Genomic DNA, 23,541 nt, shown 5'->3' on the forward strand with positions numbered 1-23,541 from the left:
CCCGGTCCTCGCCGGTCTGCTCGGGTGACGCCGGGGAGGAAATGTCGTACGCCTCAGTAGGGTGGAGGCATGTGGCAGGCCGAAGTGCGCGTCGATCTGGGCGCGATCAGGGACAACGTCGCGTTGCTGCGGGCGCGGACCTCAGCCGAGGTCCTGGTCGCGGTCAAGGCCGACGGTTACGGGCACGGCATGGTGCCGTCCGCCCGCGCCGCGCTCGCCGGCGGCGCCACCTGGCTCGGCGTGGCCACCCTCGACGAGGCGCTCACCCTGCGCCGGGCCGGCATCGACGCGCCGGTCCTGGCCTGGTTGCTGAGCCCGGGCCTGCCCCTGCACGAGGGCGTCACGGCCGGCGTCGAGCTGAGCGCGGCCACCCCGGCCCTGCTCGACGAGCTGATCGCTGCCGGTCACCGCGCGGGCCGGCCGGCCCGGGTGCACCTGAAGCTCGACACCGGCCTGGCCCGCGGCGGCGCCACCGCCGACGAGTGGCCGGTGGTGCTGGAGGCGGCGGCCAAGGCGCAGGCCGGCGGCGAGATCGAGGTGACCGGGGTGTGGAGCCACTTCGCCTGCGCCGACGATCCCTCCCACGAGTCGGTGGACCGGCAGCTGGCCGCCTTCCACGACGGCCTGGAGACAGCCGAGCGGTTCGGCATCACCCCGCGCTACCGGCACATCGCCAACTCGGCCGCCACCCTGACCCGGCCGGACGCGCACTTCGACCTGGTCCGGGTCGGTGTCGCGGCCTACGGGCTGTCGCCGATCGCCGGTGACACGTTCGGGCTGCGCCCGGCGATGACCGCCCACGCCCGGGTGATGCTGACCAAGCGGGTGCCCGCCGGTCAGGGCGTCTCCTACGGGCTCACCTACGTCACACCGCGCGAGACCACGCTCGCCGTCGTCCCACTGGGTTACGGCGACGGCGTCCCCCGGCACGCCTCCAACGCCGGTCCGGTCCGGATCGGCGGGACGGTCGCCCCGATCGCCGGCCGCGTCTGCATGGACCAGATCGTCGTCGACGTGGGCGACGAACCGGTGGTCGCCGGTGACGTCGCCACGCTCTTCGGGCCCGGCACCGACGGTGAGCCGACCGCCGACGACTGGGCCGCGGCGACCGGGACGATCAACTACGAGATCGTGACGAGGTTCGGCAGCAGCCGGGTGCCGAGGCACTACGACGGGGAGATCGCATGGTGAGGAGGTCCCGCGCCGCCAAGACGGCGGGCATATTCGGGGCCGCGGTGGGTGTCGCCGCGGCCGGTCTGGCCACCGCCTTCGCCGTCGAGCGCGCCCTGGTGCGCCGCTCGGTCAACGCGCCCGGCGACCCCTACGTCGAGGAGCCCTTCGGCGACCAGCCCTTCGACCGGGAGCTCACGGTCACCGCCGCCGACGGCACCGATCTGCACGTCGAGATCATCGAGCCGCGGGGCGCGACCGCCGATCCGACCATCGTCTTCGTGCACGGGTTCGCCCTCGACATGGGCACCTTCTACTTCCAGCGCAAGGCGCTGGCCGAGCGCGGCTCGCACCGGATGGTCTTCTACGACCAGCCCGGCCACGGCCGGTCGGGCAAGCTCAAGTCGGGCAACTACGACCTGGCCGCCCTCGGCAAGTCGCTGGCGGCAGTGCTGGAGTCGACCGTCCCCGACGGGCACATCATCCTGGTCGGCCACTCGATGGGCGGGATGACCATCATGGCCTTCGCCGAGCAGTATCCGGAGTGGTTCGGCAACCGGGTCACCGGCGTGGTCCTGATCTCCACCTCGGCCGGCCTGTTCGACAAGGCCAAGCTCGGCATCACCAACGTGGTGGCCAGGGTGAGCGCCCCGTTCTTCCCGCTCTGGGGCAGGGCGGCCCAGCTCGGCGGCGGCACCATCGACCGGGCCCGGGTCGCCTCCTCCGACCTGGCCTGGCTGCTGACCCGGAGATACGGGTTCGGCGAGGCCAAGCCCAGCCCCTCGCTGGTCACGTTCGTGGAGAGCATGAATTCGCGGACCTCTGTCGAGACACTCACCAAATACCTGCAGACCCTCTACACGCACAGCCGGGTCCCGGCGCTGACCGCGCTGCGCGGCGTCCCGGTGCTGGTCGTGGTTGGCGACCGGGACTACCTGACACCGGTCACCCACTCCGAGGAGATCCTGAGGTACCTGCCCGAGGCCGAGCTCCTCAAGATCGAGAACAGCGGTCACGTGGTGATGCTGGAGAAGGCCGAGCAGGTCAACGCCGCGCTGATCCCCTTCCTGGAGAAACTCACGTGAAACTGAAGACGGTCGACGACACCCGCGAGTTCGGCCGCCGGCTGGCCGGCGTGCTGCGGGCCGGCGACCTGGTGCTGCTCACCGGCCCGCTGGGCGCGGGCAAGACGGCGCTCGTGCAGGGCATCGGCGCGGGGCTCGGCGTACAGGGCCCGATCACCTCCCCGACGTTCGTGATCGCGCGGGTCCACCGGGGCCCGCTGCCACTGGTGCACGCGGATGCCTACCGGTTGGGCGACCGCCCCGACCCTCGTGCTGAGATCGACGACCTGGACCTGGACGCCTCGGCCGACGACGCGGTGACCGTCGTCGAGTGGGGCACCGGTCTGGTCGAGCAACTGAACGACGAATATCTGCAGGTCCGGATGGACCGGCTGGACGACGACACCCGAGTGATCGACCTGGTGCCGCACGGCGGCGACTGGGCACACCGACTGGAGACCATGTGAACCTGACCGAGCAGCTGCCGGCCGAGTGGCGCGCCGAGCTCTCCCCGTACCTCGATGAGACCGCCACCGCCGCGCTGGGCAGCTGGGTCGCCGAGGAGTATGCGACCCAGACCGTCTACCCGCCGGTCGAGGACCTCTTCTCGGCGTACCGGTTGTGCCTCCCGGCCGACACCCGCGTGCTGATCCTGGGCCAGGACCCCTATCACGGTCCCGGCCAGGCACACGGTCTCAGCTTCAGCGTGCGCGACGGTGTGCGGCGGCCGCCGTCGCTGAGCAACATCTTCAAGGAGCTCAACGAGGACCTCAACGTCGTGCCGCCCAAGGGTGGCGACCTGACCGGATGGGCGCGGCAGGGCGTGCTGCTGCTCAACGCGGTGCTGACGGTCCGGGCGGGCAAGGCCGGCTCGCACGGCAACAAGGGCTGGGAGGCGTTCACCGACGCCACCATCCAGGCCCTGAACGCGCGTGACGAGCGGATCGTCTTCCTGCTCTGGGGCGCCTACGCGCGCAAGAAGGCGTCGCTGATCACCAACCCGGCGCACGCGGTGCTGGAGGCCGGGCACCCGAGCCCGCTCAACCGGGTCGGCTTCCTCGGCAGCCGCCCGTTCAGCGCGGCGAACAAGGCACTCGCCGACGGCGGCCGGGCGGTCATCGACTGGGACCCGAAGGCCACCGTCTAGGGTTTTCTCGTGCTGGTTCTAGCTCTGGACACCGCTACGCCCGCCTCGACGGCGGCGCTGGTCGAGGTCACCGCCGACGGTCTCTACGGGATCGTCGAGCAGCGGACCGTCGACCCCCGCGCGCACGGTGAGAAACTCGCGCCCGAGATCGCGGCCGCCCTCGCCGAGGCGGGTGTGCGCCCGCGCGACCTGGGAGCGATCGTTGCGGGACTCGGGCCGGGGCCGTTCACCGGGCTGCGGGTGGGACTCGCGACGGCCGCGAGCATGGGCCAGGCGCTCGGGATTCCGACCTATGGCGTGTGCTCGCTCGACGCTCTGGGCCGGGCGGCCGGTCCGGGGCGGGTGCTGGTGGCGACGGACGCGCGGCGGCGCGAGGTCTACTACGCGACCTATCTGGACGGTGAGCGGGTGGCCGGGCCCGAGGTCGCGCGACCGGCGGACGTGGTGGCGTCGCTGGCCGGCGACGACGGCGCGGCGACCACCCTTGCCGGGCTCGTGGACAAGGCCGCGGGGGAGGGCGCGCTCAAATACGGTGACGTTTTCGGCGTACCCGTTGAAGAGCATCTCCTGCACCCACCCGGCGCCGCCCTCGTAGCTCTCGCCGCCGCTCGGATCCGTGAAGGCGCGCCGAGCGAGGCGCTGACACCGCTGTATCTGCGCCGGCCCGACGCTGTCGAACCGGCCGGGCGCAAGCCGGTGCTGACCTGATGTACGTCGAACGCATGCGGTGGTGGCACATCGACGAGGTGATGCCGCTCGAGGAGGACCTCTTCGGTGTGGAGAAGTGGTCCAGCGCGATGTTCTGGAACGAATTGGCGCAGGGCCACTTCTACGTGATCGCCACCGACGAGCCGGGCGGGCCGGTGCTCGGTTACGCCGGGATGTCGGTGGTGGACGAGCAGGAGTCCTGGGTGCAGAACATCGCGGTGCGACGTGACGCCCAGCGCCGCGGCATCGGCCGGCTGTTGCTGGAGGCGCTGCTGGCCGAGGCGGAGCGGCGCGGGGTGCGCAAGACGCTGCTGGAGGTCGCCGTCGACAACGCGCCCGCGCAGAAGCTCTACGCCACCCACGACTTCGAGCCGGTCGGAATCCGGCGCGGTTACTACCAACCCAGCAACACGGACGCCCTGGTGATGATGCGCGATGCCTGACGAACCCCTGGTCCTCGGGATCGAGACCTCCTGCGACGAGACCGGTGTCGGCATCGTCCGCGGGCACACGCTGCTCGCCGACGCGCTGGCGTCGAGTGTGGACCAGCACGCCCGGTTCGGCGGCGTGGTGCCCGAGGTGGCGAGCCGCGCGCACCTCGAGGCGCTGGTGCCGACCATGCAGCGGGCGCTCGACGAGGCCGGTGTGACGCTCGCCGACGTGGACGCGATCGCGGTCACCAGCGGGCCCGGCCTGGCCGGCGCGCTGCTGGTCGGCGTCGCGGCGGCGAAAGGGTACGCGCTGGCCGCCGAGAAACCCGTCTACGGCGTGAACCACCTGGCCGCGCACGTGGCGGTGGACACTTTGGAGCATGGCCCGCTGCCCGAACCCGCGGTGGCGATGCTGGTCTCCGGCGGCCACTCCTCGCTGCTGCTGGTGGACGATCTGACCGCCGGCGTCACCCCGCTCGGCGCGACCATCGACGACGCCGCGGGAGAGGCCTTCGACAAGGTGGCCCGGCTGCTCGGGCTCGGCTTCCCGGGCGGGCCGATCATCGACCGGACAGCGCGGGACGGCGACGCCGCCTCGATCGCGTTCCCGCGGGGACTGACCGCGCCCAAGGACCAGGCGGCACACCGGTTCGACTTCTCGTTCTCCGGGCTCAAGACCGCCGTGGCGCGCTGGGTGGAGGCGCGGGAGCGGGCCGGTGAACCCGTGCCGGTGGCGGATGTGTCGGCGAGTTTCCAGGAGGCGGTGTGCGACGTGCTCACCGCGAAGGCGATCGACGCGTGCCTGACCAACGGCGTGCGCACGCTGGTGATCGGTGGCGGTGTCGCGGCGAACTCGCGGCTGCGGCTGCTCGCCGAGGAGCGCGCGGGTCGGCACGGGATCGCGGTACGCGTACCCCGCCCGCAGTTGTGCACCGACAACGGCGCGATGGTCGCGGCACTCGGCTCGCACCTCGTCGCCGCCGGCGTGGCACCGAGTCGACTTGATCTGCCGGCGGATTCCGCGATGAGTTTGACCGCGGTCAGCGTGCCGGGGTAGGAAGCCATCATGATCGCTCGGATGTGGGAGGTGCGGGCCTCGCGCAGTGGCTTCGACGAGCTGCTGGCCTGGGTCTGTGACACGGCGGTGCCCGGGTTGGAGGTCCTGCCACAACATGTGTCGAGTGACGTCTATTCGTCCACCGATCATCGCATCGTCGTCATCACCAAATGGCGCAATACTCCGCAGAGCATGCCGACGCCGCCGGACCACCTGGTAGCACGTACTCCGCACGTCTGGGATTTCACCCCCGTCGATCGCTGATCGGTCGCAGGAGTCGCACCCCGGCCTTACCGTCGGGGCCTGATGCTCAAGTTGCCCCAGCCGGATCCCGGCCTGCCCGAGTCCCGGTCCGCCGTGCGTTACCTGTTCTGGTTGGTCCGGCGTTCCCGTGTGACGGTGACGGCTGCGGCGCTGCTCGCGGTCCTCTGGATGGGGTGCCAGTCGCTGGCGCCCGCGGTGGTCGGACTGGCCGTCGACGCCGCGGCGGTCCGGGACGCCCGGGCTCTGGTGGGCTGGGTGCTGCTCCTGCTCGGTGCCGGAGCCGTGCAGGCGATCGCGGGCATCAGCCGGCACCGGTTCGCGGTGGTCAACTGGCTCAGCGCCTCGTTCCGCACGGTGCAGGTGGCCGTACGCCAGGCGAACCGTCTCGGCTCCACCCTGCCCCGCCGGCTCGACGCCGGTGAGGTCGTTGCCATCGGCACCTCGGACATCACGCACATCGGCGCCGCCGTCGACATCGTCTCCCGCGGAGCCGGCGCCCTGCTCGCCGTCATCACCGTCACCGTCCTGCTGCTGCGGACGTCGGTACCGCTCGGGCTGATCGTGCTGCTCGGCGTGCCCCTGCTGATGCTGGTCGCCGGACTGCTGATCCGGCCGCTGCACCGGCGGCAGCAGGCGTACCGGGAAAGACAGGGGCGGCTGACCGGGCGGGCCGCCGACCTGGTCGCCGGATTGCGGGTGGTGCGTGGCGTCGGCGGCGAGCAGTTCATGGCGGCCCGGTATCGCCGCGAGTCGCAGGCGCTGCGGGCCGCCGGTGTCTACACCGCCCGGGTGGAGGCTCTGCTGGAGGCGGCGCAGGTGCTGCTACCCGGTGTGCTGCTGGTGCTGGTCACCTGGCTCGGTTCCCGGTTCGCCTCGGCCGGGCGGATCACGGTCGGGCAGTTCGTCTCGTTCTACGCGTACGCGGCGTTCCTGGTGGCGCCGCTGCGGCAGCTCACCGACGCGATCGACAAGCTGACCCGCGGGCACGTCTCGGCGCGCCGGGTGGTGGCGATGCTGCGGGTACGCAGCGACCTGCCGGACCCATCCTCGCCGCCGCCCCTGCCCTCCGGTGATCTGGCCGACCCCGAGTCCGGCGTGACGATACCCACGGGACTGTTCACCGCGATCGTGGCCGCCGAGCCCACGGACGCCGCTCGCGTCGCCGACCGTCTCGGCCGGTACGCCGAAGGTGGCACCCTCGCCGGAGTGCCCCTGTCCGATCTGGCACTGCGGGACGTCCGCGACATGATCCTGGTGGCCGAGAACGACGCGAGCCTCTTCTCCGGCCGCCTGCGCGCCGACCTCGACCCGTACAACCGGGGAACCCTCGCCGCGGCCCTGGAAGCGGCCGCCGCCACGGGCATCGTCGAAGAACTGCCCGAGGGTGTGAAGACCGTGGTCGCCGAGCGCGGCCGGTCGTTCTCCGGCGGGCAGCAGCAGCGGTTGCGTCTGGCCCGCGCGCTGGTCGCCGACCCCGAGGTGCTGATCCTGGTCGAGCCGACGAACGCGGTGGACCCGCACACCGAGGCGCGGATCGCGGACGGGGTACGCGCCGCACGCACCGGCCGCACCACCGTCATCTGCACCTCCAGCCCACTGGTGGCGAGCCGCGCCGACCACGTCTGCTACCTGGAGTCCGGTGTTCTCGTGGCCGCCGGCACCCATCGCGACCTGATCCGGTCCCGCCCCGGATACGCCCGGATCGTGCAGCGCGAGGACAAGCCGTGAACCGCCCGCTCCCGGTGGCGGACGCCGCGCAGGCCCGCCGGTACGCCCGCGACCTCACCCGCCGCTACCCGGGCCTGTTCCGGGCGACCGTCTGCCTGCACGTGGCCGCCGCCCTGGCCGCGCTGGCCGGCCCCCGGCTGCTCGGTGACCTGGTCGAGCAGATCCGGGCCGGCGCACCGCTGTACACACTCGACCGGCTGACCGTCGCGATCGCGGGATTCGTGCTGCTGCAGGGCATCCTGATCCGGTTCGCGTACCTGGCCTCGGCCCGTCTCGGCGAACGAGTGCTGGCCCGGTTGCGCGAGGAGTTCCTGTACCGAGTACTGGATCTCCCGCTGGCCACTGTGGAGGCCGCCGGCACCGGGGACCTGCTGACCCGCACCACCCGGGACGTGGACGCGCTGTCGAAATGCGTACGGTTCGCCGTGCCGGAGACGATGATCGCACTGATCACCCTGTGCCTCGTGGTGATCGCGCTGGTGCTGGTCAGCCCGCTGTTCGCGGTGCCGCTGCTGGTCGGTGTGCCGTTCATGGTGGTGGGCACGCGCTGGTACCTGAAGCGGGCGCCGAGCGGATATCTGCGGCAGAACGCGGCGTACTCGGACGTCACCGAGGGCCTCACCGAGACGGTGGAGGGCGCGCGCACGGTCGAGGCGCTGGGCCGGCAGCGGCAGCGGATCGAGCGGACCGACACCGACCTGCGCCGGTCCTGGCTGGCCGAGCGGTACACGCTGTTCCTGCGTACCGTCTGGTGGCCGATGATCGAGATCAGCTACGTGCTTCCGGTGGCGGTGACGCTGCTCTACGGCGGCTGGCTCTATCTGGAGGGTCTGGTCAACCTGGGCCAGCTGACCGCGGCGGTGATCTACGTGCAGCAGCTGGTCGATCCGCTCGACCGGCTCTCCGGCTGGCTGGACGAGGTGGAGGTGGGCGCGGCGTCGCTGGCCCGGTTGCTGGGTATAGCGGCGCTGACCGGTGCGGTGACGGCCGGTGGCCCGGAGCCGGCCGGGAGCCGGATCGAGATGCGGGGGGTGCGGTTCGCGTACCAGCCGGGCCGCGAGGTGCTGCACGGCGTGGAGCTGCTGCTCGACCCGGGCGAGCGGCTCGCGGTGGTCGGCGTGTCCGGCGCCGGCAAGTCGACCCTGGGCAGGCTGCTGGCCGGGGTGCATCAGCCCACCGACGGCAGCGTCACGGTGGGCGGCGTTCCGCTGGCGGCGTTGCCGCCGGAGCGGATGCGCGCCGAGGTCGCGCTGGTCACCCAGGAGCATCACATCTTCATGGGCACGCTGCGGGAGAACGTCGCGATGGTGCGTCCGGGCGTCGCGGATGCGGAGGTACGGGCAGCGCTCGCGGCCGTGCACGCCTGGGACTGGGTGGACGAGTTGCCGCGGGGACTGGAGACCGCTGTGGGAGCGGGCGGTGTGCAGCTCTCCCCGGCGCAGTCGCAGCAGGTCGCGCTGGCCCGGCTGATTCTCGCCGACCCGCACACGCTGGTGCTGGACGAGGCCACCGCGCTGCTGGACCCGCGCGCGGCCCGGGACCTGGAGCGCTCCCTGGCCGCGGTGGTGCGCGGGCGAACCGTGGTGGCGATCGCGCACCGGCTCTTCTCCGCCCACGACGCCGACCGGGTCGCGGTCGTGGAGGACGGCCGAATCGTCGAGCTGGGTTCGCACGACGAGCTGGTGGCGGCGGGCGGCGCCTACGCCGCGCTGTGGCAGTCCTGGCAGGGTGGCAACGAGCCCGCCGCCCCACTGAGCCATTGAAAAGGGCGCACCGGCATCCCGGTGCGCCCTTCGCTGTTGCTACCGGTCAGAAGCCCGGGCCGTGCTGGTGGCCGTGGCCGCCGTGGCTGTGGCCGTGCCCGCCGCCGGCGGCAGCCGGGGCCGCCTCGGCCGGCTTCTCGACGACGAGGCTCTCCGTGGTCAGCAGCAGCCCGGCGATCGAGACGGCGTTGGAGACCGCGTTGCGGGTCACCTTCACCGGGTCGATGATGCCGGCCGCGGCCAGGTCCACGTACTCGTCGGTGGCCGCGTTGAGGCCGTGGCCCCAGCCCAGCTCGTCGACCTTGCCCACCACGACGTAACCGTCGTGGCCGGCGTTCTGCGCGATCCAGCGCAGCGGCTCCACCAGCGCCTTGCGGACGATGGTGACGCCGATGGCCTCCTCGCCGGTCAGGCCGAGGTTGCCGTCGAGCTCCTTGGCGACCTGGGCGAGAGCGGCGCCGCCGCCGGGGACGGTGCCCTCCTCGACCGCCGCCTTGGTCGCCGCGATGGCGTCCTCGATGCGGTGCTTGCGCTCCTTCATCTCGACCTCGGTCGCGGCGCCGACCTTGATCACTGCGATGCCGCCGGAGAGCTTGGCCAGCCGCTCCGAGAGCTTCTCGCGGTCCCAGTCGGAGTCCGAGGCCTCGATCTCCTTGCGGATCTGCGCGACCCGGTCGGCGACCTCGGCGGACTTGCCGCCACCGTCGACGATCGTGGTGTTCTCCTTGTCGACGACGATCCGCCGGGCGCTGCCCAGGGACTCGAGGCCGACCTGGTCGAGCTTGTAGCCGAGCTCGGGGGCGATCAGCTCGCCACCGGTGGCGATCGCCAGGTCCTGCAGGATCGCCTTGCGGCGGTCACCGAAGCCGGGCGCCTTCACCGCGGCGACCTTGACGGTCTTCCGCAGCGCGTTGACCACCAGGGTGGAAAGGGCCTGGCCCTCGACGTCCTCCGCCACGATGAGCAGCGGCTTGCCGGTCTGCAGCACCTTCTCCAGCAGCGGGAGCAGCTCCTCGATGCTGGAGATCTTCTGCGTGGTGAGGAGGATGTGCGCGTCCTCCAGCACCGCCTCCTGCGACTCGGCGTCGGTCACGAAGTTCGGCGAGATGAAGCCCTTGTCGAACTGGAGACCCTCGGTGACCTCGAGCTCGGTCTGCAGTGCCGAGCCCTCCTCGACGGTGATGACACCGTCGCGGCCGACCCGGTCCATCGCCTCGGCGATGAGCTCGCCGATGGTGGCGTCCTGAGCCGAGATGGTGGCCACGTTGGCGATCGCCTTGTGGTCGGCGACCTCGACGGCCTTGCCGAGCAGCGCCTTGGACACGGCCACGCTGGCCTGGTCCATGCCCCGCTTGAGGCCCATCGGGTTGGCGCCCGCGGTCACGTTGCGCAGGCCCTCGCGGACCAGCGCCTGCGCGAGCACGGTCGCGGTGGTGGTCCCGTCACCGGCGACGTCGTTGGTCTTCGTCGCCACCTCCTTGACCAGCTGAGCGCCAAGGTTCTCGTACGGGTCGGTGAGCTCGATCTCCTTGGCGATGGTCACGCCGTCGTTGGTGATCGTGGGAGCGCCGAACTTCTTGTCCAGGACGACGTTGCGGCCGCGCGGGCCCAGGGTGACCTTGACCGTGTCGGCGAGCGTGTTGACGCCGTGCTCCAGCAGGTGCCGGGCGTCGTCGGAGAAACTCAGGATCTTCGCCATGAATGGTCCCTTCACGCACTACCGCCCCGGTCCGGGTGAGCCCGGACCGAGGCGGTCAGCACTGTCAGTAGGTCACTTCTCGATGACCGCGAGGACGTCACGGGCGGAGAGCACCAGGTACTCCTCGCCGGCGTACTTGACCTCGGTGCCGCCGTACTTCGAGTAGAGGACCACGTCGCCGACCTTGACATCGAGCGGGACGCGGTTGCCCTTGTCGTCGATCCGGCCGGGGCCGACAGCGAGGACGGTGCCCTCCTGCGGCTTCTCCTTCGCGGTGTCGGGGATCACGATGCCCGACGCCGTGGTGGTCTCGGCCTCGTTCGCCTGGACCACGATGCGGTCCTCGAGCGGCTTGATCGCAACCTTGGTCGCGGTAGTCACGGGCATACCCTCCTGGGTACAGGTTTCGCCGGCCATGAACCAGGCCGGTCTGATGCCTCATGCCACCGGGCGGGGCCGTCGTCGCGGGTGCCGGTCCGCCTGGTGCCTTGGGCCTGTCCTGTCGACCACCCGGGGCTGCGGCGTGGCCCAGGCGGCGCCTGACGGCGGCCGCGCAAAGGCCACATACAACACCGGTATGCGACCTTTGCGCGGCCGACGCCAGCCACCACCTGGACCTCGCCTCGCACTCGGGTGCTCGACAGGACAGGCCCAACCGCCGCGGAGGACCCGGGCGGCTGGCACCCTCATGTTGAGAGTGCTAACCGGAGACTATGCCGGAACTAGCACTCCGTCAACCAGAGTGCCAACCTGTCACGCCAGGGAGAATGCCTGGTGTGACACCTGAGTTGCTCGCCCTGTTGCAAACACCGGAAGGGGCCGAAGCCCTGGCCGTGGCGGTCGAGGTCGGCGACGGTGAGCCACTCGCCGCCGCCTCGGCTGTACGGGCCCGAGGTGTCGGCGCGGAGCTCGCCGCGGCCGCCCTGACCCAGGCTAGTTTGCGCGGGCGCGCGGCGATGAAGTTCGGCCCGGACGCGTCCCGGATGTTCTTCACCCGAGCCGGTCTGGAGCAGGCGACGCGGTCCGTGGTGGCGGACCGGCGCGCGGCGCGCCTCGCGGCCGCCGGGGTGCGAACCCTGGCTGATCTGGGGTGCGGGCTGGGCTCCGACGCTCTGGCGGCGGCCCGGCACGGCATTCGGGTGTACGCGGTGGACGCCGACCCGCTCACCGCGGCCGTCGCGGCCGTGAACGCGGAGGCCGCCGGAGTGGCCGACCGGGTCACGGTGGCCTGCGCCGACGCGACCACGGTCGAGGTGGAGCGCTACGACGCGGTCTTCGCCGACCCGGCGCGGCGGCAGGCCGGGCGGGGCCGGGTGTTCGACCCGAAGGCGTACTCGCCGCCCTGGGACTTCGTGGTGGGACTGGCCGCCCGGGTGCCGCGGACCGTTCTCAAGCTCGCGCCCGGCATCGACCACGGCCTGCTGCCGCCCGGTGCCGAGGGCGAGTGGGTGAGCGTCGGCGGCGACCTGGTCGAGGCGGCGTTCTGGTGCGGGCCGCTCGCCGCGGCGCAGCGGCGGGCCACGCTGCTCGGCGCGGGCTCGCGAGTGGCGGAGCTGGTCGGCTCGGGCGTCGAGGCGGCGCCGGTCGGGCCGGTCGGCGCGTGGATCTACGACCCGGATCCGGCGGTGGTCCGCTCGCACCTGGTCGCCGAGTTCGCCGAGACGGTCGGCGGGCGGCTGGCCGACCCGTCGATCGCGTACGTCTACAGCGACGAGCCGGCCGACACCCCGTACGCGCGGCGCCTCGGTGTCACCGACGTCCTCCCGTTCTCGCTGAAGCGGCTGCGGGCGCTGTTGCGGGAGCGCGGCGTGGGCCGGCTGGAGATCCGCAAACGCGGGTCCGCCCTGGTGCCCGACCAACTCCGCAAGGATCTGAAGCTGTCCGGCCCGAACGAGGCCGGCCTGGTGCTGACCCGGGTGGGCGGCGCGCCGGCGGCCCTGCTGACAACGGTGGCGTAACGGGTCCATATCGGGCGCGCATGTTGATCTCCCCCGGGAGTAGCGTGCCCGCATGGCCAAGAAAGCGGCCGGTACGCCGGCCACTGTCCTGCTGTCCGCGGAACGGGTCGAACACACCCTCCATCCGTATGAGGTGTCCCCCGACGCGCCGAACTACGGCGCGCTGGTGGCGCAGGCGCTGGCCGTCGAGCCGGAGCGGCTCTTCAAGACCCTGATCGCCGAGGTCGACGGCCGGCTCGTGGTCGGCGTCGTGCCGGTCACCGGCGATCTGGACCTGAAAGCGCTGGCGGTCGCGGCCGGTGGCAAGCGGGCGGTGCTGGCCGACCGGGGCGCCGCCGAGCGCACGAGTGGGTACGTGCGGGGCGGGATCAGCCCGCTCGGGCAGCGCAAGCGCCTGCCCACCGTGATCGACGACTCGGCACCGGGCCTCGATGTGATGTACGTCTCGGCGGGCCGCCGCGGGCTGCAGGTCTCGCTGGCTCCCGCTGATCTGATTCGGCTCACCGAGGCGACCGTCGCACCGATTCGGACTTGATCCGCGCGCGGGCCGAAAATCGTACAACTCGGCGACGAAAGGTCTGTCCTTAGGGTTTCCGGCCCCCTAAGGCCCAAGTCTTACTTAGCGTTACGTTGTGCGGTTACAAAGGGGCGCTTTCCCTGGCCTGGCGAGGGCTTGTCGAACTGGCGTGTTGCCGGATTGTTATCCCTCGTTACGAGATAGACCTCCGTTGCGGCTTGTGTTCTCGGCCACGGGAGGAATACGTTGCCGGGCACAACAAACCGGTTCCTGATCCATCGGCGTCACAGGGGAGCGACACTCCCAGGCAGCGCACAACCCCTGACAAATCCGAACCAAGGCCCCGGATTTACCCCCCGAAAGGACATAAGGAATGCGTAAGGGACTGTTCGCCCTTGCCGCGGTCGGCCTCATGGCGACCGGAAGCATGGCCGCGTGCGGCGACGACAGCGGCAACTCCGACACGGGCAGCGACTCCGGCTCGTCGGTTGGCAAGGTCGGCGTGATCCTGCCCGACACCAAGAGCTCCGCTCGTTGGGCGACCGCTGACCTCAAGTACCTCACCGACGCCTTCAAGGCGGCCGGTGTGGAGGCCGACATCCAGAACGCGCAGGGCGACAAGGCCCAGTTCCAGACGCTCGCGGACGGCATGATCGCCAGCGGCGTCAAGGTTCTGATGATCGTCAACCTGGACTCCGGCACCGGCAAGGCCGTGCTCGACAAGGCCAAGCAGACCGGTATCGCCACGATCGACTACGACCGTCTGACCCTCAACGGCGGCGCGGACTACTACGTGTCGTTCGACAACGTGAAGGTCGGCGAGCTGCAGGGCCAGGGTCTGGTCGACTGCCTGACCGAGAAGAAGGTCACCAACCCGGTCGTGTCGTACCTGAACGGCTCGCCCACCGACAACAACGCCACGCTGTTCAAGCAGGGCTACGACTCGGTGCTCAAGCCCAAGTTCGACTCCAAGGAGTACACCAAGGGCCCGGACACCGACGTTCCGGACTGGGACAACGCCCAGGGCGGCACGCTCTTCGAGCAGGACCTGACCTCGAACAAGAACATCAAGGGTGTTCTCGCGGCGAACGACGGCCTCGGCAACGCGGCCATCCAGGTTCTGAAGAAGAACAAGCTGAACGGCCAGGTCCCGGTGACCGGCCAGGACGCCACCGTGCAGGGCCTGCAGAACATCCTCGTGGGCGACCAGTGCATGACCGTCTACAAGGCGATCAAGAAGGAGGCCGACGCGGCCGCCGGGCTGGCGATCGCGCTGGCCAAGGGCGAGGCGCCGACCACCGCCACCAGCACCGTGACCGACCCGGAGTCGAAGAAGGACGTCAAGTCCGTCCTGCTCGAGCCGCAGTCGATCAAGTTCGACAGCGTGAAGGACGTCGTCGCGGACGGCTTCGTCACCAAGGATGAGCTGTGCACCGCGGACTTCGCGGCCAAGTGCACCGAGGCCGGCATCAGCTGACCTCCAGCTGTTTGATCAGCCCGCACCGTAACGGCTGAGGACGGCGCCGCCCACGATTTCCGTGGGCGGCGCCGGGTCGGTTGCGACAGCCCTCCGCAGTCGGCGAGCCACGAAGAAGTGGTGGCGCCACGACGAAACCGGTCACCAGATAAAGGAGAACCATCCGTGGCCGCGACACCCCTTCTGGAGCTTCGCGGGATCGACAAGAGTTTCGGTCCCGTACAGGTGCTCCACGACGTCGGACTCAACGTCTACCCGGGCGAGGTCACCGCCCTCGTGGGCGACAACGGCGCAGGCAAGTCCACGCTGGTCAAGTGCATCAGCGGCATCTACACCATCGACTCGGGCACCGTCACCTTCGACGGTAAGGAAGTGGCGATCCACAGTCCCCGGGACGCCTCCGCCCTCGGCATCGAGGTCGTGTACCAGGATCTCGCACTTTGCGACAACCTGGACATCGTTCAGAACATGTTCCTCGGCCGGGAGAAGAAGTCGGGCATCGTCCTCGACGAGGACACCATGGAGGAGATGGCCGGCGAGACTCTGCGCAGCCTGTCGGTGCGGACCGTCAAGTCGCTGCGCCAGCTGGTCTCCAGCCTCTCCGGCGGCCAGCGGCAGACCGTGGCGATCGCCAAGGCCGTGCTCTGGAACAGCCGGATCGTGATCCTCGACGAGCCGACCGCGGCCCTCGGTGTCGCGCAGACCGCGCAGGTCCTCGAGCTGGTCCGCCGGCTCGCCGACAACGGTCTCGGCGTCGTGCTGATCTCGCACAACATGAACGACGTGTTCGCGGTCTCGGACCGGATCGCGGCGCTCTACCTCGGCCGGATGGCGGCCCAGGTGAAGGCCTCCGACGTCACCCACTCGCAGGTTGTCGAGCTGATCACCGGTGGCCGCAGCGGCAACCTCGGCCTGCCTCCCGAGAAGCCTTCCGACTTCGTCGACATCACGCCGGGAGACGCACAGTGACCACGACCACCACGACAACGGCGGGCGGCATCCAGGCCGTCAAGCCGACGGTGAGCAGCCACCTCCGTGACTACTGGGCCCGGGTCCGGGGTGGCGACCTCGGCTCCCTCCCCGCGGTCCTGGGACTCCTCGTCCTGTTCCTGATCTTCAGTACCGCGCGGACCGACACGTTCCTCAGCGCGCTGAACTTCGCCAACCTCTTCAACCAGGGCGCCCAGGTCACCTTCATCGCCATGGGCCTGGTGTTCGTGCTGCTGCTCGGCGAGATCGACCTCTCCGCCGGCTACGCCAGCGGCGTGTGCGGCGCTGTGATGGCCATCCTGCTCACCAACAAGGGCATGGAGTGGTACGTCGCGATCCCGGCCGCGATGATCACTGGCATCATCATCGGGTTCTCCATCGGCCTGCTCGTGGCCAAGCTGGGCATCCCGTCGTTCGTCGTCACCCTCGCGGCGTTCCTGGGCTTCCAGGGCGTGCTGCTCACCATGCTGGGTGGCGGCAAGAACGTCTCGATCACCGACGAGTTCGTCCGTGCCCTCAACAACGACAACCTGTCGGTGCTGTGGAGCTGGATCTTCACCATCGCCGCCGTGGTCGGTTACGCGGTCGTGCAGCTCAACCGGTACCGGCGGCGCACCAGCCGCAAGCTGATCACCGACCCGCTGGGCATCGTCCTGCTGCGCATCGGCGGGCTCGCGGTGCTGCTGATCGCGGCCACCCTGGTGCTCACCCAGGAACGCGCCATCAACCCGGCGATCAACTCGCTCAAGGGCGTCCCGATCGTCGTTCCGATCATCGCGGTGGCCCTGGTCGTCTGGACCTTCGTGCTCGGCCGCACCACGTACGGCCGGCACGTCTACGCGGTCGGCGGCAACTCCGAGGCGGCCCGCCGCGCCGGTATCCCGGTCGACCGGATCCGCATCTCGGTCTTCGTGATCGGCTCGTTCATGGCGTCGATCGGCGGCATCCTGATCGTCAGCCGGGCCAGCTCGGTCGACCCGAACACCGGTGGTAGCAACATCCTGTTGTACTCGGTGGGCGCGGCCGTCATCGGCGGCACCAGCCTCTTCGGCGGCAAGGGCAAGGTCGTCAACGCGGTGATCGGTGGCGCGGTGATCGCGGTCATCGACAACGGCATGGGCCTGATGGGCTTCAGCTCCGGTCAGAAGTACATCTTCACCGGCCTGGTCCTGCTCGCCGCCGCGAGCGTCGACGCGCTGGCCCGACGTAGGGCAGCATCCACGGGCAACCGATGAAGCACGCTCCGGGGCCGGGGACGGGGCGCTGATGCGTGCCGGCCCCAGCCAGGAAGAGGTGCGCCGGCACAACCTCGGGACGCTTCTGCGCTACGTGCACACGCACGGCGCGACGTCGCGGGCGGAGCTCACCAGCCGGCTCGGCCTCAACCGCAGCACCATCGGGGCACTCACCGCCGAGCTGATCAGCGCAGGTCTGGTCAGCGAGGCGGTACCACGGGAGACCGGCCGGGCCGGGCGACCCTCACTGGTCGTCCGGCCCGAGTCGGGCAGGGTCTACGCGTACGCGCTGAGCATCGAGGTGGACCGGCTGCGCGCGGCGCGAGTCGGGCTCGGCGGCCGGATCCTGGAGCAGTACGAGACCGAACGGCCGCCCGGGATGAGTGCCGACGACGCGGTGCAGCCGCTCGCCGACTTCGTCCGGAGCATGCACGAGACGGTGCCGGGCGACGCCAAGTGCGTGGGCAGCGGCCTGGCCGTGGCCGGGATGGTCCGCCGTGAGGACGGCATGGTGCGCCTCGCGCCGACCATCGGCTGGGTCGAGGAGCCGGTCGGCGCCGCGCTGCGTTCCGAGCTGGGTGAGTCCGGCCGGCTCTCGGTGGGCAACCACGCCGACGTCTGCGCGCTCGCCGAGCACGCCCGGGGCGCGGCGGTGAACTGCGACAACGTCATCTACCTCTACGGCGACGTGGGTGTCGGTGCCGGGATCGTGGCCGGTGGGCGCCGGGTCACCGGGCACGGCGGCTACGGCGGCGAGGTCGGCCACATGGTCGTCAACCCGTACGGGCGGCCCTGCTCCTGCGGCTCGCGCGGCTGCTGGGAGACCGAGATCGGCGAGCACGCGCTGCTCCGGCTGGCCGCCCGTGAGGACGGCACCGGCCGGGACACGGTTCTCGAAGTGGTCGACGCGGCGATGCGCGGTGACAGCCAGGCTCAGCACGCGCTGCGACAGGTCGGCGACTGGCTCGGGTTCGGCGTCGGCAACCTGGTCAACATCTTCAACCCCGAGGTCGTGATCTTCGGCGGGACGCTCCGCGACGTCTACCTGGGCGCCGCCGCGCAGATCCGCAGCCGCCTCAACGCGGTCGGCCTGCCCGCATGCCGGGAACACGTGCGGCTGCGCACCCCGGAACTCGGCGCCGACGCCGCCCTGATCGGTGCCGCTGAGCTCGCCTTCGAGCATCTGCTCGACGATCCTCTCGAGATCTGAGCCGCCTCCCCGCAGCGCGATCCACTGGGGAAGATCTATGCTGCGCGCCATGCTTCCGCGTCAACCGGTCCTGGATCCGGCCGTCGCCTATCCGACGATCGCGACCCTGCGTGCCGCCCTGGACGCGGGGGACTGGCCGGCGGCCCGTGCGGTGATCGACACCGCCGCGCCGGTGGAGCGCACGCTGCTGCTCCGGGCCTGCGCGGACCGCGAGGGCACCGAGGAGTTCCTGCGGGGCGTGCTGACCGCCGACCCGGCCGACAGCGCCGCCGCCGTCCTGCTCGCCCAGCGCCTGATGGCCGTCTCCTGGGCCGCGCGTGTCCGGCGCAAGAGGGGCACGCCGTTCCGGGAGCAGCTGGTGGAGGCCGAGTCGATTCTGGTGGCGTCGGTTTCGCGTACCCCTGAAGATCTTGCGGCCTGGACCGCACGTCTCACCTCGGCCCGCGGCCTGGAACTCGGCCTCCCCGAGGCCCGCCGCCGCTATGACCGGCTCGCCGAGCTCGACGCATGCCATCTGCCCGCTCAGAGTGAGCTCCTGCAGCAGCTCACCCCGCGCTGGGGTGGCACCTGGCCGGACGCGCACACGTTCGCTCGAGCCGCGACGGACGCCGCGCCGCTCGGTTCGCACAACGCCGTCCTGATCGCCGAGGCCCATCTGGAACAGGCACTCGGCGAGGGTGGCGGCACCGCGTCCGGCGCCCGGCGGCACCTCGCCTCGACGCCGGTGCTCGCCGAGGTGAGCGAGGCCGCCGCGCGCTCGGTCCAGCACCCCGAGTTCCGCCGGACCGCCGGATGGGTGCAGGTGCTGAACACGTTCGCGATGACGTTCTGCCTGGCCGGCGAGCTGCGGACGGCGAAAACGCTGTTCGACGCGCTCGACGGGCTCGGCACCGAGTACCCCTGGCACTACCTCGGCGACAGCGCCGCCGGGGTGATCCGCTCCTACCGCATCCGGACGGTGTTCACGCGCGGTGCCCCCGTCGGAGGAGACCGATGATCAAGCAGCTGGAGGTGGACGGTGTCCCGGCCCTGCTGGCACCGGTCACCGGGACCACGCACGCCGGCCTGGTGTTCCGGGTCGGTCTCGCCGACGAGCCGCCGGCCCGGCGCGGCATCACCCACCTGATCCAGCACCTGGTCCTGGACGGTCATCGCAACGGCCGGGTCGGCGCCGAGCACACCTACTTCCATGTGCAGGGCTCCGCCGAGCGGATCGCCGAGTTCGTCACGGGCGTCTGCGCGGCGCTGCGCCGGCTGCCCACCGACCGGATCGACGCGGAGAAGAAGGTGCTGCGGTCCGAGGACCAGCCGGTCGGCCCGCTGCCGACGCGACGGCACGGCGCCCGCGACTTCGGCATGGCCGGATACCCCGAGTGGGGCCTGGCCGGGCTCGGCGCCGAGCATCTGAACGAGTGGATCGCCCGGTATTTCACCAGGGAGAACGCCGTGCTCTGGGTGGCCGGCGACGCGGTGCCGCAAGGTCTGGCACTGGATCTCGCGGAGGGCGAGCGACAGCCGCCGCCAGCGCCGTCGGCGGCCTTGGCGGCCACACCGGCCTGGTTCGCCGGTCCGGGTGAGGAGGTGGCTTGGGACACAGTGGTACGCCGGGAAGCGCGCGCTGCGGTCTTCGCCAACGTCCTGGAGCGCCGCCTGCACCGCGACCTGTGCCTGCGCAGCGAGATCGCCGCGCGCGTCGGCACCGAGTATCAACCGCGTGCCGGGCGGACCGCGCGGATCACCGCCGTCGCCGAACCGCTGCCCGAACGGGCCGGGGCGGCGCTCGGCGGGACGATCGACGCGCTGGCCGAGATGCGCGCCGGGCGGATCGAGCCGGACGACGTGGCCACCGTGGTCGAGCTGACCTGCCGGGGCCTGCGCGAGGCCGAGCGCAAGGGTGGCCGCCTGCCCGGGCAGGCGTTCAACGTGCTGGCCGGCCTGAGCGTGCGCAGCCTGGACGACGCGGTCACCGAGGCCAGCGCGGTCACCGTCGCCGAGGTGGCCGCGGTCGCCGCCACCGCCTACGAGGCGGGACTGCTGATGACACCGGCCGGGACGAGCGCGGACTGGGGCGGCTATCCGGCGGCGTCACTTCCCTCGTCGCCGATCTCCGGCCGGACCCTGCGGGCGCGCGGCAACCGGAGTCTCCGGCTGGTGTACTCGGACGAGGGCGTCACCGTTGTGGGCGGCGGGACGGTGCTTTACGACACATGCGCGGCTCTCCTGGTCGGCCCGGACGGAAGCCGGGAACTGGTGGGGGAGGACGGTGCCGCGGTCCGCGTCGACCCGGCCGCGTTCCGTGGCGGTGCGGCGCTGATCGAGCAGATCGACGCCCGCGTTCCGGCGCGCGTCCGCGTCGATCTGCGGTCGGCGGAATCTGAGGCCGATATCACCGATGCGCGGTAACTGATCGACCCTTATGCTGCGCGCCATGTCCCAACCCACCGACGTGGTGCTTGATCGTGCCGCCGCGTACCCGGCTATCACTGCGCTGAAGGCCGTGCTGGCTCGCCGTGACTGGCCGGCGTGCCGTGCCCTGCTGGACTCGGCTGCCCCGATGGACCGGACCGGGCTGCTCCGCGCCGTCTGCGAGGAGCAGGGCCTGGAGGAGTTCCTGCGCGGGGTGCTGGCCGCCGATCCGAAGGACGGAGCCGCCTCGGCGCTGCTCGGCATGCATCTCACCGACGTCGGCTGGAAGATCCGGACCTCGGCCCGTGCGCAGTACGTGAGCCGCGAGCAGTTCGCCGCGTTCCACGACTGGCTGCGCAAGGCCGAGCTGGTGCTGATGGACGGCGCGGCGTACTGCCCCAAGGACCCGGCGATCTGGACCGCGCGGATGACCTCGGCACGCGGCCTGCAACTGGGCCTCGCCGAGAGCCGCCGGCGGCACGACCGGCTGATGGCCGCCGACCCGCACCACCTGCCCGGACAACTCCAGCTGCTGCAGATGCTCTGTCCCAAGTGGAGCGGCACCTGGGAGCAGCTGCACCAGTTCGCGCGCGAGGCGATCCAGGCGGCGCCGCCCGGCGGGGCGCACGGGCTGCTGGTCGCCGAGGCGCACATCGAGCACGCCTTCGACGGCAGCAGCCAGGAGATCGTCAGCTACCTGGCCAACGACCAGGTGCGTGCCGAGATCTACGACGCCGCGCAGCGGTCGATCTGGCACCCGTCGTTCGGCCGAGGTTACGGCTGGTTGGAGGCGCTGAGTACATTCGCCCTGCTGTTCACGCTGCTGGATGATCAGCGCGCGGCGGCGGCGACCTTCACGGCGATGGGGAACCTGGGCACCGAGATGCCGTGGTCGTACGTGAACGAGGACGTCGTCACCCAGATCCGGCAGGCCCGGACGTGGGCGTTCGGAGGTAAGAGATGATCACTCAGCTGGACGTCGACGGGATACCAACGGTCCTCGCGCCCACCAACGGGCCGATGCACGCCGGGCTGGTGTTCCGGGTCGGGTTCGCGGACGAGCCGCTCGCCAAGCGCGGCATCACGCACCTGGTCGAGCACCTGGCGCTGCACTCCTTCGGCGTCGCCGACTACCACTACAACGGCGCCACCAGCGTCGAGTACACGTTCTTCCACATGCAGGGCGCCGAGGCGGACATCGTCGCGTTCCTCAACGGCGTCTGCACCGCGCTGAACGATCTGCCGATGCACCGGCTCAGCACGGAGAAGGAGATCCTGCGCACTGAGGAGAACGGGCGCAGTGAGGGGCCGACCGAGGCGCTGGCGCTCTGGCGGCACGGTGCCCGTGACTACGGCGTGGTCACGTACCCGGAGTGGGGTTTGACCGGGATCACCCCGGACGACCTGCGGGCCTGGGTGGGCCGGTACTTCACCCAGCAGAACGCGGCGCTCTGGATCGCCGGCCCGGCCGTGCCGGCCGGGCTCAAGCTCACCCTGCCGTCCGGCTACCGGCAGCCGGTCCCGGTGGCGTCGTCCGCCCTTCCGGTACGCCCGGCGTTCTTCCACGGCCCGTCCAATGTGGTCGCGTGGAACTCGGTGGTCAACCGGGAGACCCGGGCCTCGGTCTTCTCCGGTGTCCTGGAGCGGGCGCTGTTCCGGTCGCTGCGGCAGGAGAGCGGCCTTTCCTACACGGTCGCCTCCAACTACGAGCCCCGTGCCGACGGCTCCGCGGTGATCTCCGCCTTCGCCGACGCGCTGCCCGAGAAGCAGGGCGCGGTGCTGGGCGGCTTCGTCGACGTGCTGGCGACGGTCCGGCTCGGCCTGATCGACCAGGCCGACGTGACCACGGTCGTCAACCAGCGGTGCGAGGAGATGACGCACGCCGAGGAGAGCGGCGCGCGGCTGCCGGGGCAGGCGTTCAACCTGCTGGCCGGCCGGCCGGTGCTGAGCATCGAGGAGGCGCTGGCCGAGCTGCGCGCGGTCACGCACGACGACGTCGTGGCGGTCGCCGCGGCGGCGTACCGGGACGGGCTGCTGATGACACCCGGTCGCACCGACGCGGACTGGGCCGGGTACACGGACGCGCCGAACTCCTCCGAGCAGGTGGTGCAGGGGACCGCGTACCCCTCGCTGGAGGATCCGTCGCTGCGTCTGGTGGCCGGCGAGGCCGGTGTCAGCATGGTGGGCGAGGACTCCGCGGCGACAGTGTGGTTCAACCAGTGCGCCGCGATGCTGGCGTGGCCGGACGGGGCCCGGCGATTCGTCGGCCACGACGGCATTCAGGTGAGCTTCGAGCCCTCGCTGTTCGCCAACGGGCACGCCCTGGTGCCGGCGCTCGACGCCCGGGTGCGGCCGGATCTGCGTACGCCGATGCCGCCGCGCGACGCGTCGCGGATCCCGGTGCCGCGCCCGCCCGACCAGCAGCAGGGCCAGGTCCCGCCGCCCTACCTGGGGCCGTCGTCGAACGCTTCGGACGGCGGCGGAAGCACCGCGGGTGCGGTGATCATGCTGGTGGTGCTCTCGCCGATTCTGCTGTTCACCGGCTTCCTCGGCCTGATCTTGCTGCTCGCCACGGTGCTGGACAGCGAGGACACCGGCTTCGAGATCATCTTCGGGCTGACGATGCTGTCGATCGCCGCGGCCTGCGGGTACGGCGTCTACCGGGCGATCAAACGGCTGCGCAACCGGTAAGGAATCCGCAAGATCTGTGCCGGGCG

22 protein-coding genes are annotated in these 23,541 nt (G+C 71.1%); 20 read left to right on the forward strand and 2 right to left on the reverse strand.

Translation table 11 applies throughout. From position 1 onward, the window contains the following. Positions 1-69 precede the first annotated feature (69 nt). From alr to AB0M02_RS08070, 10 genes are read left to right on the forward strand one after another with little or no spacing between them, the layout of a single operon-like run. Complete coding sequence (gene alr, locus AB0M02_RS08025; RefSeq protein ID WP_364223403.1) at positions 70-1,191, forward strand: alanine racemase; 1,122 nt, start codon at positions 70-72, stop codon at positions 1,189-1,191. Continuing rightward, positions 1,185-2,255, forward strand: a complete 1,071-nt coding sequence (locus AB0M02_RS08030) for an alpha/beta hydrolase (protein WP_364223405.1) — start codon at positions 1,185-1,187, stop codon at positions 2,253-2,255. Before alr ends, AB0M02_RS08030 begins: the two co-directional genes overlap by 7 nt. Beyond that, positions 2,252-2,701, forward strand: coding sequence for a tRNA (adenosine(37)-N6)-threonylcarbamoyltransferase complex ATPase subunit type 1 TsaE (gene tsaE / locus AB0M02_RS08035; RefSeq protein ID WP_364223407.1), 450 nt, complete (start codon positions 2,252-2,254; stop codon positions 2,699-2,701). The genes AB0M02_RS08030 and tsaE overlap by 4 nt, the downstream gene beginning before the upstream one ends. After that, the gene (gene ung, locus AB0M02_RS08040; protein ID WP_364223409.1) at positions 2,698-3,381 is read left to right on the forward strand and encodes a uracil-DNA glycosylase; all 684 of its coding nucleotides are present in this window, start codon (positions 2,698-2,700) and stop codon (positions 3,379-3,381) included. The genes tsaE and ung overlap by 4 nt, the downstream gene beginning before the upstream one ends. A gap of 9 nt (positions 3,382-3,390) precedes the next feature. Further along, positions 3,391-4,089, forward strand: coding sequence for a tRNA (adenosine(37)-N6)-threonylcarbamoyltransferase complex dimerization subunit type 1 TsaB (gene tsaB / locus AB0M02_RS08045; RefSeq protein WP_364223411.1), 699 nt, complete (start codon positions 3,391-3,393; stop codon positions 4,087-4,089). Beyond that, positions 4,089-4,532: a ribosomal protein S18-alanine N-acetyltransferase gene (rimI, locus tag AB0M02_RS08050; protein WP_364223413.1), complete on the forward strand. Its 444-nt coding sequence runs from the start codon at positions 4,089-4,091 to the stop codon at positions 4,530-4,532. Before tsaB ends, rimI begins: the two co-directional genes overlap by 1 nt. Then, positions 4,525-5,577: a tRNA (adenosine(37)-N6)-threonylcarbamoyltransferase complex transferase subunit TsaD gene (gene tsaD, locus AB0M02_RS08055; RefSeq protein ID WP_364223415.1), complete on the forward strand. Its 1,053-nt coding sequence runs from the start codon at positions 4,525-4,527 to the stop codon at positions 5,575-5,577. The genes rimI and tsaD overlap by 8 nt, the downstream gene beginning before the upstream one ends. A 9-nt stretch (positions 5,578-5,586) precedes the next feature. After that, entirely contained in the window at positions 5,587-5,841 is a 255-nt protein-coding gene (locus AB0M02_RS08060; RefSeq protein WP_364223417.1) for a hypothetical protein, read from the forward strand. Positions 5,842-5,883: 42 nt separating this feature from the next. Then, on the forward strand, positions 5,884-7,569 hold the full coding sequence (locus AB0M02_RS08065; RefSeq protein ID WP_364223419.1) for an ABC transporter ATP-binding protein: 1,686 nt from the start codon (positions 5,884-5,886) through the stop codon (positions 7,567-7,569). After that, the gene (locus AB0M02_RS08070) at positions 7,566-9,332 is read left to right on the forward strand and encodes an ABC transporter ATP-binding protein (protein ID WP_364223421.1); all 1,767 of its coding nucleotides are present in this window, start codon (positions 7,566-7,568) and stop codon (positions 9,330-9,332) included. The genes AB0M02_RS08065 and AB0M02_RS08070 overlap by 4 nt, the downstream gene beginning before the upstream one ends. 46 nt (positions 9,333-9,378) lie before the next feature. Here the strand turns inward: AB0M02_RS08070 and groL are convergent, their stop codons facing one another. Further along, complete coding sequence (groL, locus tag AB0M02_RS08075) at positions 9,379-11,031, reverse strand: chaperonin GroEL (RefSeq protein ID WP_364223423.1); 1,653 nt, start codon at positions 11,029-11,031, stop codon at positions 9,379-9,381. 72 nt (positions 11,032-11,103) lie between these two features. Continuing rightward, positions 11,104-11,418, reverse strand: coding sequence for a co-chaperone GroES (groES, locus tag AB0M02_RS08080; protein WP_014440794.1), 315 nt, complete (start codon positions 11,416-11,418; stop codon positions 11,104-11,106). A gap of 380 nt (positions 11,419-11,798) precedes the next feature. Between groES and AB0M02_RS08085 the strand changes: the two genes are divergently transcribed. From AB0M02_RS08085 to AB0M02_RS08130, 10 genes are all read left to right on the forward strand, one after another. Continuing rightward, positions 11,799-12,989 (forward strand): class I SAM-dependent methyltransferase, encoded by a 1,191-nt coding sequence (locus tag AB0M02_RS08085; protein WP_364223425.1) that lies wholly within the window; start codon positions 11,799-11,801, stop codon positions 12,987-12,989. 52 nt (positions 12,990-13,041) lie between these two features. After that, on the forward strand, positions 13,042-13,524 hold the full coding sequence (gene ybaK / locus AB0M02_RS08090; RefSeq protein WP_364223427.1) for a Cys-tRNA(Pro) deacylase: 483 nt from the start codon (positions 13,042-13,044) through the stop codon (positions 13,522-13,524). A 355-nt stretch (positions 13,525-13,879) separates the two neighbouring features. Next, positions 13,880-14,983: a substrate-binding domain-containing protein gene (locus AB0M02_RS08095; RefSeq protein WP_364223429.1), complete on the forward strand. Its 1,104-nt coding sequence runs from the start codon at positions 13,880-13,882 to the stop codon at positions 14,981-14,983. 165 nt (positions 14,984-15,148) lie between these two features. Beyond that, a complete protein-coding gene (locus tag AB0M02_RS08100) occupies positions 15,149-15,952 on the forward strand; it encodes an ATP-binding cassette domain-containing protein (RefSeq protein ID WP_364223431.1) in 804 nt (267 codons plus the stop codon). Next, positions 15,949-17,208 (forward strand): ABC transporter permease, encoded by a 1,260-nt coding sequence (locus AB0M02_RS08105; protein WP_364223433.1) that lies wholly within the window; start codon positions 15,949-15,951, stop codon positions 17,206-17,208. Before AB0M02_RS08100 ends, AB0M02_RS08105 begins: the two co-directional genes overlap by 4 nt. Before the next feature lie 31 nt (positions 17,209-17,239). Next, positions 17,240-18,418 (forward strand): ROK family transcriptional regulator, encoded by a 1,179-nt coding sequence (locus AB0M02_RS08110; protein WP_364223435.1) that lies wholly within the window; start codon positions 17,240-17,242, stop codon positions 18,416-18,418. A 49-nt stretch (positions 18,419-18,467) separates the two neighbouring features. Then, positions 18,468-19,415 carry a hypothetical protein gene (locus tag AB0M02_RS08115; RefSeq protein ID WP_364223437.1) on the forward strand — a complete coding sequence of 316 codons (948 nt, stop codon included), beginning with the start codon at positions 18,468-18,470 and terminating at the stop codon, positions 19,413-19,415. Further along, complete coding sequence (locus AB0M02_RS08120; RefSeq protein WP_364223439.1) at positions 19,412-20,821, forward strand: insulinase family protein; 1,410 nt, start codon at positions 19,412-19,414, stop codon at positions 20,819-20,821. The genes AB0M02_RS08115 and AB0M02_RS08120 overlap by 4 nt, the downstream gene beginning before the upstream one ends. 25 nt (positions 20,822-20,846) lie before the next feature. Beyond that, entirely contained in the window at positions 20,847-21,788 is a 942-nt protein-coding gene (locus AB0M02_RS08125; protein ID WP_364223441.1) for a hypothetical protein, read from the forward strand. After that, on the forward strand, positions 21,785-23,515 hold the full coding sequence (locus tag AB0M02_RS08130; protein WP_364223443.1) for an insulinase family protein: 1,731 nt from the start codon (positions 21,785-21,787) through the stop codon (positions 23,513-23,515). The genes AB0M02_RS08125 and AB0M02_RS08130 overlap by 4 nt, the downstream gene beginning before the upstream one ends. The last annotated feature ends 26 nt before the right edge of the window (positions 23,516-23,541 follow it).

Origin of the sequence: Actinoplanes sp. NPDC051861 (assembly GCF_040681145.1) — a bacterium.
GTDB lineage: Bacteria > Actinomycetota > Actinomycetes > Mycobacteriales > Micromonosporaceae > Actinoplanes.